This window comes from Nonomuraea sp. NPDC049625, from assembly GCF_040675285.1.
Lineage (GTDB): Bacteria > Actinomycetota > Actinomycetes > Streptosporangiales > Streptosporangiaceae > Nonomuraea > Nonomuraea angiospora_A.
The window spans coordinates 646088-659546 of the sequence record NZ_JBFAOQ010000002.1; the positions used below are offsets into that span (position 1 = coordinate 646088).

General features: G+C 71.3%; 13 protein-coding genes. 7 read left to right on the forward strand and 6 right to left on the reverse strand.

Going from position 1 to position 13459, the window contains the following annotated elements:
• The first annotated feature begins 4 nt into the window (after positions 1-4).
• Both AB0J87_RS10415 and AB0J87_RS10420 read left to right on the forward strand, forming a co-directional pair.
• Positions 5-1291, forward strand: a complete 1287-nt coding sequence (locus AB0J87_RS10415; RefSeq protein ID WP_363964021.1) for a mandelate racemase/muconate lactonizing enzyme family protein — start codon at positions 5-7, stop codon at positions 1289-1291.
• 10 nt (positions 1292-1301) lie between these two features.
• Positions 1302-2018, forward strand: coding sequence for a FadR/GntR family transcriptional regulator (locus tag AB0J87_RS10420; RefSeq protein WP_192792423.1), 717 nt, complete (start codon positions 1302-1304; stop codon positions 2016-2018).
• 177 nt (positions 2019-2195) lie between these two features.
• Here the strand turns inward: AB0J87_RS10420 and AB0J87_RS10425 are convergent, their stop codons facing one another.
• From AB0J87_RS10425 to AB0J87_RS10445, 5 genes are read right to left on the reverse strand one after another with little or no spacing between them, the layout of a single operon-like run.
• Entirely contained in the window at positions 2196-3467 is a 1272-nt protein-coding gene (locus AB0J87_RS10425) for a glucarate dehydratase family protein (RefSeq protein WP_363964023.1), read from the reverse strand.
• On the reverse strand, positions 3464-3859 hold the full coding sequence (locus AB0J87_RS10430; RefSeq protein ID WP_350726569.1) for a universal stress protein: 396 nt from the start codon (positions 3857-3859) through the stop codon (positions 3464-3466). The genes AB0J87_RS10425 and AB0J87_RS10430 overlap by 4 nt, the downstream gene beginning before the upstream one ends.
• The gene (locus AB0J87_RS10435; RefSeq protein ID WP_350726571.1) at positions 3856-5376 is read right to left on the reverse strand and encodes a tripartite tricarboxylate transporter permease; all 1521 of its coding nucleotides are present in this window, start codon (positions 5374-5376) and stop codon (positions 3856-3858) included. The genes AB0J87_RS10430 and AB0J87_RS10435 overlap by 4 nt, the downstream gene beginning before the upstream one ends.
• 9 nt (positions 5377-5385) lie before the next feature.
• Complete coding sequence (locus AB0J87_RS10440) at positions 5386-5892, reverse strand: tripartite tricarboxylate transporter TctB family protein (protein ID WP_350726573.1); 507 nt, start codon at positions 5890-5892, stop codon at positions 5386-5388.
• Between the two features lie 22 nt (positions 5893-5914).
• On the reverse strand, positions 5915-6922 hold the full coding sequence (locus tag AB0J87_RS10445; protein ID WP_355192061.1) for a tripartite tricarboxylate transporter substrate binding protein: 1008 nt from the start codon (positions 6920-6922) through the stop codon (positions 5915-5917).
• A 135-nt stretch (positions 6923-7057) separates the two neighbouring features.
• Here AB0J87_RS10445 and AB0J87_RS10450 point away from each other — a divergent pair, with 135 nt between their 5' ends.
• The 4 genes from AB0J87_RS10450 (at position 7058) to AB0J87_RS10465 (ending at position 11277) form a co-directional block, all read left to right on the forward strand.
• Positions 7058-8056 carry a LysR family transcriptional regulator gene (locus AB0J87_RS10450; protein WP_363964026.1) on the forward strand — a complete coding sequence of 333 codons (999 nt, stop codon included), beginning with the start codon at positions 7058-7060 and terminating at the stop codon, positions 8054-8056.
• Between the two features lie 63 nt (positions 8057-8119).
• Positions 8120-9034 (forward strand): 5-dehydro-4-deoxyglucarate dehydratase, encoded by a 915-nt coding sequence (kdgD, locus tag AB0J87_RS10455; RefSeq protein WP_355192065.1) that lies wholly within the window; start codon positions 8120-8122, stop codon positions 9032-9034.
• A gap of 6 nt (positions 9035-9040) precedes the next feature.
• Positions 9041-10363 (forward strand): enolase C-terminal domain-like protein, encoded by a 1323-nt coding sequence (locus tag AB0J87_RS10460; RefSeq protein WP_363964028.1) that lies wholly within the window; start codon positions 9041-9043, stop codon positions 10361-10363.
• A gap of 56 nt (positions 10364-10419) precedes the next feature.
• Complete coding sequence (locus AB0J87_RS10465) at positions 10420-11277, forward strand: NAD(+)/NADH kinase (RefSeq protein WP_363964030.1); 858 nt, start codon at positions 10420-10422, stop codon at positions 11275-11277.
• Positions 11278-11290: 13 nt separating this feature from the next.
• Here the strand turns inward: AB0J87_RS10465 and AB0J87_RS10470 are convergent, their stop codons facing one another.
• Positions 11291-12574, reverse strand: coding sequence for a YibE/F family protein (locus AB0J87_RS10470; protein WP_363964032.1), 1284 nt, complete (start codon positions 12572-12574; stop codon positions 11291-11293).
• 47 nt (positions 12575-12621) lie between these two features.
• On the opposite strand from AB0J87_RS10470, the gene AB0J87_RS10475 reads away from it, so the two are divergent.
• Positions 12622-13329: a DUF72 domain-containing protein gene (locus AB0J87_RS10475; protein WP_363964034.1), complete on the forward strand. Its 708-nt coding sequence runs from the start codon at positions 12622-12624 to the stop codon at positions 13327-13329.
• The last annotated feature ends 130 nt before the right edge of the window (positions 13330-13459 follow it).

Genomic DNA, 13459 nt, shown 5'->3' on the forward strand with positions numbered 1-13459 from the left:
ACCGATGGGTGACCGCGTCGCGTCGGTGCGGTTCGGGCATTACGCCGTGCCGCTGGCGCATCCGGTGAGCGACGCCAAGGTCGCGACGGGGCGCCAGCGGCCCCTGTCCCAGATCGACGTGCTGACCTGCGAGATCACGACGGACGACGGGCTCGAGGGGCTCGGGTTCTCGTACACGACGCGGGCGGGCTGCCGCGCGCAGTTCGCCCACGCGAAGGAGGTCGGGGAGAACCTCCTCGGCCGGGATCCGTCCGACATCGGCAGGTTGTACGACGTGCTGCTGTGGGCGGGGGCGTCGGTCGGGCGTTCGGGGGTGGCCACGCAGGCGCTGGCGGCGGTCGACGTCGCGTTGTGGGACCTGAAGGCGAAGCGGGCGGGGTTGCCGCTGGCGAAGCTGCTGGGGTCCTATCGCGACTCGGTCCGGACGTACAACACCTCGGGCGGCTATCTGCAGGCTCCGGTCGAGGAGGTCAAGGAGCGGGCCCGGCAGTCGCTGAGCGACGGCATCGGCGGGATCAAGATCAAGGTGGGGCAGCCCGACACCCGGGAGGACCTGCGGCGGCTGGCCGCGGTGCGCGAGCACCTCGGTGACGACGTGCCGCTGATGGTGGACGCCAACCAGCAGTGGGATCGGGCCACGGCGCTGCGGTTCGGGCGGGCGGTGGAGGAGCTCGGGCTGGTCTGGATCGAGGAGCCGCTGGACGCCTACGACGCCGAGGGGCACGCGCAGCTGGCCGCCGCGCTCGGCACGCCCATCGCCACCGGTGAGATGCTCTCCAGCGTGCCCGACCTCGTGCGGCTCATCGACCTTCGGGCCGTCGGCTTCCTGCAGCCCGACGTGCCTCGGGTGGGCGGCATCACGCCCTACCTCAAGGTCGCCGCGCTGGCCGATCACGCGCAGCTGCAGGTCGCGCCGCACTTCGTGATGGAGATCCACGTCCACCTGGCCGCGGCCTACCCGCGCGAGTCCTGGGTGGAGCACATCGAGTGGCTGTCGCCGCTGTTCGAGGAGCGGCTGGAGATCGAGGGAGGACGCATGCGCGTCCCGGACCGCCCGGGCCTCGGCCTCAGCCTCGCCGACGGGGCGGCGGCCTGGCGGCTCGATCAGGTCGAGTTCGGCGTGGCCGGGGCTGGGCGGTCCGATCGGGGCGGGCTCGGTGCGGTTGCGGTCGGGCGGTCCGATCGGGGCGAGTTCGGCGTGGCCGGGGCTGGGCGGTCCGATCGGGGCGAGTTCGGTGCGGTTGCGGTCGGGCGGTCCGGCCGGGTCGAGTTCCGTGCGGACGCCGGGTAGGTTGTCAGCCGTGCCGCCAGATCAGAGGCTCGACCGCGACAGCGGGCGCGGGCTCGCGCATGAGCTCGTCGAACGGCTCAAGGAACGCATCCTCGCCGGCGAGATCGAGCCCGGCCAGAAGCTGCCGACCGAGTCCTCGCTCGTCGAGGAGTTCGGCGTGAGCCGTACGGTGGTCCGCGAGGCCATCTCGCGGCTCCAGGCGGCCGGGCTGGTCGAGACGTTCCAGGGGCGGGGCTCGTTCGTGCTGGCCTTGCCCGCCTCCACGGCCTTCTCGGTGGAGCCCTCGCAGATCCGCAGCCATCGCGACGTCCTCGACATGATCGACTTCCGGATCGGCGTCGAGTCGGAGTCGGCGGGGCTGGCCGCCGAGCGCCGCACCGACCTGCAGCTGAAGGCCATCGAGCGGGCCCTGGTCGACCTCGGGCGCTCGGGTGAGCAGCCCAGCAGCGCCGTCGAGGCCGACTTCCAGTTCCATCTCAAGATCGCGCTGGCCTCGGGCAACCGGTTCTACTCCGACCTGCTGGCGTCCTTCGGGCCCATGGTGATCATGCTGCCGCGCACCCGGCTGGAGCACGCGTACACCGTCTCCAACGCCACCCACCTCACCCGGGTGACGCTGGAGCACGAGAACATCTACCGCGCCATCGCCGACCGGGACGCCGCGGCGGCGCGGGCCGCGATGCGGCTGCACCTGTCCAACTCCCGCGCCCGCCTCCAGGCTCCGTAGCCGGTCAGGGGCGGGTGGGTTCTAGCGGTGGGCGACCACCGGTAGGCGTGCTGCGGCTGCGTGTGTCCCGTTCCGCGCGTCCGTCTTCGGGCTTCGTGGCGGGCGGTCGGCGGTGGGGCGGGATGCGGCTGTGCGTCCTGCCCCGCGTGCTCGTCTCCAGGCCCAGTGGTCGTCGGGTTACCAGCGGGCCGTGTTGGGGGTGAAGCCGGGCTCGACCGTGCGCATGTACGCCGTGTCCTCGCGCCCGCGCTGCCCGCACCGCACGTACTGCTCGTGCAGGGCGTCCAGCGCGTCCTCGTCCAGCTCCACGCCGAGCCCCGGCCCGGCCGGCACGGCCACGCTGCCGTCGCGGAACTCCAGCGCCCCCGGCCTGATGACCTCCTCGGTCTTCCACGGGTAGTGGGTGTCGCAGGCGTAGGTGAGGTTCGGGGTCGCGGCGGCCAGGTGGGTCATCGCGGCGAGGCTCACGCCGAGGTGGGAGTTGGAGTGCATCGACAGCCCCATCCCGAACGTCTCGCAGATGCCCCCCAGCAGGGCCGAGCGGCGCAGGCCGCCCCACAGGTGGTGGTCCGAGAGGACGACCTGCACGGCGTCCGCGGCGACGGCGGGCTTGAGGTGCTCGAAGGCGATGACGCACATGTTCGTGGCCAGGGGCAGGTCGGTGTGCTCGGCGACCCGCGCCATGCCGTCGATGCCGGGCGTCGGGTCCTCGAGGTACTCCAGGACCCCGGCCAGCCGGTGCGCCACCTTGATCGAGGTGTCCACGGTCCAGGCGCCGTTGGGGTCGATGCGCAGGGCGTGAGAGGGGAAGGCGGTGGCCAGTGCCTCGACGGTCTCGACCTCGTGGCCGGGCTCGAAGACGCCGCCCTTGAGCTTGATGGCGGTGAAGCCGTACTCGTCGACCATCCGCCGGGCCTGGGCGACCATCTGCTCGGGCGTGACGCCCTCGCCCCACGAGTCCTCGTCCTGGCCCGGGTGACCGGCCCACTTGTAGAACAGGTACGCGGAGAACGGCACCCGGTCGCGTACGGCGCCGCCGAGCAGGTCGCTGACCGGGCGGCCGAGCGTCCTGCCCTGCAGGTCGAGCAGCGCCACCTCGAAGGGCGCGGCCACGGTGTCCACGGCGCTGGAGACCTCCAGCATGCCGCCGAAGCTCGCGCCCGCGCCGCCGGTGGAGCGGCCGAGCGTCTCCTCGACGACGCGGCGCAGCCCGTGGGCGTCGAACACGTCCAGGCCGGGCAGCGCGGCGGCCACGGCGTCGAGCCGGTCGAGATGGGCCTGGTCGGCGTACGTCTCGCCCAGCCCCACCAGCCCCGAGTCGGTGTGCACCTGGACGATCGCGCGCAGCACGAACGGCTGGTGGACGCCGACGACGTTGAGGAGGGGCGGGTCGCGGAAGGCGACCGGCGTGACCGAGACGCGGCTGATCCGCCCGCCGTCACGAGTCATCGGGGCGCCTTCACCGTCAGCACCGGCACGCTGGCCTCCATGAGGATGCGCTGCGCCTCGCTGCCCAGGATGAACTTGCCCACCAGCGACCGGTGCCGCAGCCCGATGACGATGAGGGTGCCGCCCGTCTCCTTGACGAGCTCCTCGAACGTCTCCGGCAGGTCGTCGTCGTGGAGCGGCTGGCGTACCTCGGCGTCCACGCCGGCGGCCCGCGCCCGGGCGAGCAGCGCGGTCGAGGCGTCGTCGTCGATCTTGTGCTCGTCGACGGGGGCGCCGCGGCGCGGGGAGTTCACGATGATCACGCGCTCGGAGCGCAGCGCGCCCTCGCGCAGGCCCGCGTCGACCGCGGCCTCGCCCTCGGGGGTGGGCAGGTAACCGACGAGGATCGTCATGGCGTCTTCTCCTCAACTGGAACGCGGTCCGCGGCGGCGGTCTTGCGGCGTACGGCTTTGCGGATGAGCGGCAGGACGGCGACGAGCACCACCAGGGCGAGCACCGTGCCGGAGATCGGGCGGGTGAGGAACCCGGTCGGGTCGCCGCCGAAGATGAGCAGCGCCTGGCGCGACGAGTTCTCGATCATCGAGCCGAGGACGAACGCGAGCACCAGCGGTCCGGGCTCGAACCCGAACTTCTTCATCAGGTAGCCCAGCAGGCCGAAGGCGATGACCAGGAAGATGTCGTACACGTTGTTGTTCACGGTGTACGCGCCGAGCAGCGTGATGAGCACCGTGATCGGGGCCAGGATGGCGGGACGCACCCGCAGGATCTTCACGAAGACGCCGACCATCGGGATGCTCATGATGAGCAGCAGGATGTTGCCGATGTACATCGAGTTGATGACGCCCCAGAAGACGTCGGGGTGCTCGGTGACGAGCTGCGGCCCCGGCTGGATGCCCTGGATGAGCAGCGCCCCGAACATCAGCGCCATCGTCGCGTTCGCCGGGATGCCCAGCGTCAGCAGCGGGATGAACGACGACGTGGCGGCGGCGTTGTTGGCGGTCTCGGGGGCGGCCACGCCCTCGACGGCGCCCTTGCCGAAGCGCTCGGGCTGCTTGGCGCGGCGCTTCTCGAAGGCGTACGCCGCCAGCGAGGACAGCACCGCGCCGCCGCCGGGCAGGACGCCCAGCACGAACCCGATGACCGAGCCGCGCCCGATCGCGCCCTTGGCCTGGCCGAGGTCCTGGCGCGACGGCCACACGTTGCCGACCTTGGCCGGCGCGTGCACCTGGTTGTGCCGCTCCTCGAGGTTGTAGAGGATCTCGCTGAGGCCGAACAGACCCATCGCGATCGGGATGAAGTCGATGCCTTCGGCGAGGTTCAGGCTGTCGAAGGTGAACCGCTCGGCGCCGGTGAAGGTGTCGCGGCCGACGGTCGCGATGAGCAGGCCGACGCAGGCCGCGATGATCGCCTTGAGCTTGTTGCCGTTGCCGACCGAGGAGATCAGCAGCACGCCGAGCACGCCCAGCGCCGCGTACTCGGGCGGGCCGAAGTCGAGCGCGAAGCCGGCGACGACCGGGGCCAGGATCGTCAGGCCGATGATCGAGACGGTGCCGCCGACGAAGGAGCCGATGGCGGCGATGCCGAGCGCGGTGCCCGCCTTGCCCTGTCTGGCCAGGGCGAACCCGTCGAAGACGGTCACGACGGAGGACGCCTCGCCGGGGAGGCGGAGCAGGACCGAGGTGATGGTCCCGCCGTACTGGGCGCCGTAGAAGATGCCGGCCAGCATGATGATCGCGGAGACCGGCCCGATGCCGTACGTGATCGGCAGCAGGATGGCGATCGTCGCGCCGGGCCCGAGGCCGGGCAGCACGCCGATGAGCATGCCGATGATCACGCCGATGAGGCAGTAGAGCAGGTTGGCCGGCTCCATGACGACGCCGAAGCCGTTGAGGATGGGGGAGATGTCCATGGGGTCTTCTCAGATGAGGCGCGGGAGCGGGACCTGGAGCAGCACGACGAAGAGCAGGTAGAACGCCGCCACCGTCAGCACGCTGACCACGATGGAGGTGCGCCACGACTCTTTGCCCAGCCAGCGCAGCCAGACGAACACCAGCAGCAGGGAGGGGATCTCGAAGCCGATCAGCGGCAGCAGCCAGGCCAGCATGATGAGCGTCACCAGGCCGGCCGCGGTGAGCAGGCTCGCCTTGGAGAACCGCTCGGTGTCCTCGAGCTTGCGGCCGGTGACGACGAGCACCGCCGACAGCACGACGATGACGACGCTGATGGCGAACGGCCACAGGCCGGGGCCCGGCTGGGTCATGCGGCCGAGCCCGAGCGCGAGGGAGCCGATCGCCCCGGCGACGCCGACCGCCAGCGCCACCAGGGCCGCCGAGATCTGCGAGAGAGGGCCGGCGTGCGGTGGCCGGGTGTCGTCGGCGACCTCAGGGCCGGACTCGAGAGGGCCGGCCTCAAGAGGGTCAGACATGGACATGCTCGCTCCTAGGGGACTATCCGGCCAGGCTGATGCCGTACTTGCTCAGCTGCTCCTTGTACGTGGCGGTGTCCTTCTGCAGGGAAGAGAGCACCTCCTGCGGGGAGACCTCCATCGGGGTGAGCGAGTTGTCCTCGTTGAACTTCTTGTACTCCGGCGTGGCGAACGTCTTCTTCGCCGCGTCCAGCAGGCGGGTCTTGACGTCCTCGGGCGTGCCCTTGGGCGCGGTCAGGAAGCGGTACTGCGTCACCAGGACGTCGAAGCCCTGCTCCTTGGCCGTCTTCACGTCCGGCAGGAAGGGGATGCGCTGGTCGGAGAAGACCGCGAGCGGGACGAGCTTGCCGGCCTTGATGTTCTCGATGGCCTCGCCGATCTGCATGGTGGAGACGTCCACCTGGTTGCCCAGCAGGGCGGTCAGCGCGGGGGCGCCGCCGTCGAAGGGCACGGCCGTGGCCTCGATGCCGGCGGTCTTGAAGGTCAGCGCGGAGGCGAGCTGGGCGCCCGTGCCGACGCCGGTCGTGCCGTAGCGGATGGTCTTGCCGGCCTTCTTCATGTCCTCGATGGACTTGTAGCCGGACTGGGAGTTGGTCGCCATGACGTAGTCGTCACGCGAGACGCCGGTGATGACGTCGAACGAGTCGATCTTCGTGGCCTCGGCGGGGGAGACCGTGAGCGGCGTGATGGTGAACAGGGAAGCGTTCTGGACGGCGATCTTGTAGCCGTCGGCCTTCGCGGCCTGGAGCTCCTTGGCGTTGAGCGCGCCGTTCGCGCCGGGCTTGTTGAGCACCGGGGCGGAGACACCGAGGTCCTTGCCCATGCCCTGGGCCAGCGCCCGGGTGATGAGGTCGGTCGAGCCGCCCGCGGACGCGCCGACGCTGAACTCGATGTTGCCCGTCGGATATTTACCGTCACCGCCGCCGGAGGACGTGGTCTTGACGCCACCGCACGCCGTCAGCGCGAGCGCGGCGGCGCCGCCGATGACACCCGCGAGAAGGCGGCGGCGGGTCGTCCGTGATGTCGGCATGGACTTCTCCTTATGTGCGAGCGGCGTCTATGGAGGTTACGGGGTTGTTTCCGCTCTGTAGTCTCCGGAGACTAGGGACCTGCCTCGATGCCTGTCCAGGCTCAATTCGGTATCAGGTGATACTCTGCGGGCATCATGCTAACACTGGATCAGATCCGGGCATTCGTGGCGGTCGCCGAGGAGCTCCACTTCGGCCGGGCCGCCGATCGGCTACGCATGACGCAGCCGCCGCTCAGCCGCCACATCCAGAAGTTGGAGCGCGCGATCGGCGTGACCCTTCTGGAACGCGACAACCGGCGCGTCGTGCTCACCGACGCCGGGCGCGGCTTCCTGGAGGACGCGCGGCGCATGCTCTCCCTCGTCGACACCGCGGGCGACCGGGCCCGCCGCATCGCCAAGGGCGCCACGGGCACCGTACGGCTCGGCTTCACCGCCGTCTCGGCCATCAGCATGCTCGGCACGATCCTGCGCCGCCTCACGGAGCAGCTGCCGGAGATCGACGTCATCCTCCACGAGCGGGTGACCGCCGGGCAGGTGGACGGCATCCTGCGCGGCGAGCTCGACCTGGGCCTGGCCCGCCCGCCCTTCGACATCGCCACGCTCGACTCCCGCGTGGTCTTCCGCGAGCCGCTGTGCGCCGTGGTCCCCATCGGCCATCCGCTGGCCGGCCTGGGCCGGCCGCTCGCGCCCGACGACTTCGACGGCATGCCGGTCATCAGCTACAACCCCGTGCAGTCGCGTTACTTCCACGAGCTGACCGTCCGCTTCCTCACCAACGCCCACCCCAGGATCGAGCAGCAGGTGCACCAGATCCTCACCGCCGCCCTGCTCGTGGCCGCCGGCCGGGGCGTGGCGCTGGCGCCGGCCAGCGCCCGCTCGCTCGGCATCGACGGCATCGTCTTCTGCGACCTGGTACGGGGCGGCGGCGACCCGCTCGACGAGGGGGCCAAAGAAAGGGCAGGCGTCGCGGGCAAGCCGGTGGAGCTGCACGTCATCTGGGACCACGGCTCCACCAACCCCGCCCTGTGGCGCGTCCTGGAGCTGCTGCCCGACCCCGGGCGTGACGATGCTCGTTCGGTATCGCCAGATACAGAATCGGGCTTGGACAGGAATCCACCCTCCTTCCTAGCCTGACGGCATCAACCTTTACCGGCGGTGCGGGGGATCCCACGGGCCGCGTGTCAACAGAGGACGGTCATGCCGAATTTCTCGCCCCAGGAGCTCGCAGCCCAGCTCAAGAGCGGCCTGCTGTCGTTCCCTGTCACCCATTTCACGCAGGAGCTGGAGTTCGACGAGGCGGGTTACCGTGACCACCTGTCCTGGTTGAGCGCGTACCCCGTGGCCGGGCTGTTCGCCGCGGGCGGCACCGGCGAGGGCTTCTCGCTCACCCCCGCCGAGATCGACCGGGTGGTGCGGGCGGCGGTCAGCGAGGTGAACGGCAGGCTACCGGTCGTGGCCCCCGCCACCGGCGGCACCGCGAACGCCGTCGCGCAGGCCCAGGCCGCCGAGGCCGCCGGGGCCGACGGGCTGCTGCTCATGCCCCCCTATCTCACGGAGGCCGGGCAGGCGGGCCTGGTGGAGCACGTCTCCGCGGTGTGCCGCGCCACCGACCTCGGCGTGATCGTCTACAGCCGCGCCAACGCGATCCTGAACGACCGCTCCGTCGAGGCCCTGGCCGACCGCAACCCGAACCTCGTCGGGTTCAAGGACGGCGTCGGCAGCATCGAGCACCTCACCCGCATCTACGCCACCGTCGGCGACCGCCTGGCCTACATCGGCGGCCTGCCCACGGCCGAGACGTTCGCGCTGCCGCTGCTGCAGCTCGGCATGAGCACGTACTCCTCGGCGATCTTCAACTTCGTCCCGCAGTACGCGCTCGACTTCTACGCCGACGTCCGCGCCCAGAACCGGGACGCCGTCTACCGGCGGATCAAGGAGTTCGTGATCCCGTACCTGGACATCCGCGACCGGCAGAAGGGGTACGCCGTCTCGATCATCAAGGCGGGCCTGGCCGCCGTCGGGCGCCCGGCGGGCCCCGTCCGGCCGCCGCTGCAGAACCTCACCGACGGCGAGTCCGCCGAACTGGCCGCCCTCATCAACAAGATCAGCTAGGGCGCCATGTCTCCCACCATCCAGCGCGTCGAGGTCGTCCCGGTGGCCGGGTACGACAGCATGCTGCTCAACCTCAGCGGCGCCCACGGCCCCTTCTTCACCCGCAACGTCGTCATCACCACCGACTCCGACGGGCGCACCGGCCTCGGTGAGGTGCCCGGCGGCGAGGCGATCCGGAGGACCGTCGAGGAGGCGGGCGCGCTGCTGGCGGGCGAGCCCGTGGCCCGGTACCGCAGCCTGCTGCGGTCGGTGTCCGAGCGGTTCGCCGACCGCGACGCGAGCGGGCGCGGCGCCCAGACCTTCGACCTGCGCACCACCGTGCACGCCGTCACCGGCCTGGAGTCCACCCTGCTCGACCTGCACGGCCAGTACCTGGGCCTGCCGGTGGCCGACCTGCTCGGCGAGGGCCGTCAGCGGGACCGGGTGCCGATGCTGGGCTACCTCTTCTACGTCGGCGACCCGGGCAGGACCGACCTGCCCTACCGGGTGGACGACGCGGGCGAGGACCGCTGGTCGCGGCTGCGCCGCCAGGAGGCGCTCACACCCGACGCGGTGGTCGCGCTGGCCGAGGCCGCCCAGGAGCGTTACGGCTTCGCCGACTTCAAGCTCAAGGGCGGGGTGCTGACGGGCGAGGAGGAGATCGAGGCGGTCACGGCGCTGGCCCGCCGCTTCCCCGAGGCGCGCGTCACCCTCGACCCCAACGGCGGCTGGCTGCTCGCCGACGCCGTACGGCTGTGCCGCGGGCTGGGCGGCGTCCTGGCCTACGCCGAGGACCCGTGCGGGGCCGAGGGCCGCTTCTCCAGCCGGGAGACGATGGCCGAGTTCAGGCGGGCCACCGGGCTGCCCACCGCGACGAACATGATCGCCACCGACTGGCGGGAGATGGCCCACGCCGTACGCGCCGGCGCGGTGGACATCCCGCTGGCCGACCCGCACTTCTGGACCATGGCCGGGTCGGTCCGCGTCGCCCAGCTCTGCCACGACTTCGGGCTGACCTGGGGTTCTCACTCCAACAACCACTTCGACATCTCGCTGGCGATGTTCACCCATGTCGGGGCGGCGGCCCCGGGGGAGATCACGGCACTGGACACGCACTGGATCTGGCAGGACGGCCAGGCCCTGACGACCAGCCCGTTCCGGATCACGGACGGCGCGATCGAGGTGCCGACGACCCCCGGGCTCGGCGTCGAGCTCGACCGCGCGGCCCTGGCCGAGGCCCACGAGCTCTACCTGCGCCACGGCCTCGGCGCCCGCGACGACTCCGTGGCCATGCAGTATCTGCTGAAGGACTGGGTCTTCGACCCGAAGCGCCCCTGCCTCGTCCGCTGACGACTTCGGCAGGTCCCTGCCGACAGGCCCATGGCGGCTGGCCTAGTGTTGGCCTCATGGGCATGGTCGGTACGGTCGGGCTGGTGTTGCACCCACGGCGCGACTCGAAGAAGGCGATAGACACCATCCTGCGCTGGGCCGGTGACAAGGGCGCCACCGTGCTCGGGCTGCCCGAGGAAGTGGGGCGGATCGACTGCTCCGCCGTGGCCGTGGACGCCGAGGCCCTCGTCGAGCGGGCCGACCTGCTGGTCGGGCTGGGCGGCGACGGCACGATGCTGCGGACCATGCGGCTGCTGGCCGGTCGGCCCACCCCCATCCTGGGGGTCAACCTCGGCAAACTCGGCTTCCTGGCCGAGATCGACGTGGACGAGCTGGCGGACACGCTGTCGGCCATCGACGCCCACCGCTACACGATCGAGCCGCGCATGGCGATCAAGAGCCGGCTCGGCGGCGCGGACGTGACCGCGTTCAACGACATCGCGCTGGTCCGGATCCCCGGGGAAGGGCTGGCCGCGATCGCCGTCACCCCGGCGGGCAGCGACTTCGTGCGTTTCGCGGCCGACGCGGTGATCGTGGCGACCTCCACGGGCTCGACCGCCTACAGCTTCTCGGCCGGCGGTCCCATCGTGTCGCCCCGGGTGGAGGCGGTGCTGGTGGTGCCCGCCGCCGCCCACTCGTCGTTCAACCGGGCGCTGGTGCTGCCCGCCGACGAGGAGGTCACGCTGGAGGTGCTGCCCACCAGCGGGCGGCTGGCGGTGGAGGTCGACGGGGCCGTGGTGACCCACCTGTGCCCCGGCGACACCGTCACCGTGTCCGCGTGGCCGGGGGCGGCGAAGGTCGTGCGGCTGGGGACCACGTTCTACGAGCGGGCCCGGCGGAAGCTGCGGGTGGACGGCAGCGCCGAAGCCCTCTGACGGGCGGCCGCGATCAGGTGCGCGTCCGCCGGCGGTGCCGGGCCGGGCGCTCGCCCGGGTGCTGGGCGGGGTCGTGCTGGTGGGCGTGCGGCGTGAAGAAGCTCTCCTGCGCGTCCTGCCGGGCGGGAGGCTCCTGGGCGTCCTCCTCCGGGTGGTGGCGGGAGGCCGTCAGGGCCGCCAGCGCCGTGGTGATGGGCACGGCGGCGATGAGCCCCAGCGTGCCGACGATGCTGCGGACGATCTCCTGGGCGATGACCGGCGTCGTCAGCACGTCACCCAGCGGCTGCTGCCCGATGCTGAACAGCAGCAGCAACGGCAGCGACGCCCCCGCGTACGCCAGGATGATCGTGTTGATCACCGACGCGATGTGCGCCCGGCCGATGCGGCCGGCCGCCCGGTAGAGGCGGGCGAAGCCGTACGAGGGGTTGGCGTGGGCCAGCTCGGCCACCGTGACCGCCTGGGTGACCGTGACGTCGTCGAGCACCCCCAGCGCGCCGATGATGATGCTGGCCAGCAGCAGGCCCTGGGTGTCGATCTTCAGGCTCATGTCCAGCGCCAGCGCGCTGTCGTCGGTGATGCCGTTGAGCCGGGCGAACCCCAGCGCCCCGTACGACAGCAGGCCCGTCAGCGCCAGGCTGGCCAGCGTGCCCAGCACGGCCATCGACGTGGCCAGCGAGAAGCCGTGCGTGAGGTAGAGGACCAGCAGCATGATCGCCGAGGCCCCCACGATGGCCACCAGCAGGGGCGGCTCGCCCTCCAGGATGCCGGGGATGACGAACGTCAGCAGCAGCACGAACGTCACCGCCAGCCCCACCAGCGCCGTCACCCCGCGCCAGCGGCCGAAGGCGATGACCGCCAGCGCGAAGGCCGCCCCGAACAGCCACAGCGGCGTCGACCGGTCGTGGTCGGAGATCTGGTGCTCGCCGTCCGCGTCGCGCAGCAGGATCACGTCGTCGCCCGCGGCGAAGTGCTGGGCCCCGGGCCCGCTGGGCAGCCGGAGCGTGACGCTCTGGCCGCCCTCGACGCGGACGTCGGCGTTGCCGCAGGTGGCCGGGTCGGGCTGGGGTGCGCCTTCCGAGGCGGCGGGGCACTTCTTGAGCGTGACACCGGTGATCGTCCCGGTGACCCGCTGCACGCTGGACTGCTCACCGGATGGGGCGGTGCCGGTGCTCACCGTCCCGTCGGGCCAGAGCCAGAGCAGGCCGGCCAGGGTGATGATCGCCAGCGGCACGAGCACGGCCAGACCGGCCATCACCGTACGCCGGGAGCTGGGAAGATGCGCGTGATTGGCGCCCATGGCTGACGACAGTACTGCACCCCGGTCCCCTGGGTAGGCGTAAAAGCATGTCGTGGCTGGTAGGCACGTCGGGGTGGCAGTACAAGGACTGGCGCGGGGTGCTCTATCCGCAGGACGTCCCGCAGCGGCTCTGGCTGGAGGAGTACGCGGCCGAGTTCCCGACCGTCGAGAGCAACAACGCGTTCTACCGGCTGCCGAGCCCCGAGACGTTCGCGGCCTGGCGGGACCGCACGCCGGACGGGTTCGTGATGGCGGTCAAGGCCAGCAGGTTCCTGACCCACATCAAGCGGCTGGCCGACCCCGAGGAGCCGGTGGGGCGCCTGATGAGCCGCGCATCGGAGCTGAAGGACAAGCTCGGGCCGGTCCTGCTGCAGCTGCCGCCCACGCTGAAGGCCGACGCGGACCGGCTCGACCGGTGCCTGCGCTGCTTCCCGGCGGGCGTCCGGGTGGCCGTGGAGCCGCGGCACGAGTCGTGGTGGACGGAGGACATCCGGGAGCTGCTGAGCGCGCACGAGGCCGCGCTGTGCTGGGCCGACCGGCTGGGCAAGCCGCAGAGCCCGCTCTGGCGCACGGCGGACTGGGGTTACGTGCGCCTGCACGAGGGGCCGTCCGGCTGGTCGTACGGCGACACCGCGTTGAAGACGTGGGCGAGACGCCTGCATGAGGCGGGCTGGCGGGACGTCTACGTCTACTTCAACAACGATCCTGGGGGAGCGGCTGTGCGTAACGCGAGACGATTTGCCAGACTCGGCTAGTGCACACACGTCTGTACAGGAACGGCGTCCTCGAGAAGGAAGGTTTCCCGATCGAGGAGGTCTCCGACTATGTGGAGGATCCCGGCAACACGGTCTGGTTCGACCTGTGCGGCCCCTCGTCCGCCGACCT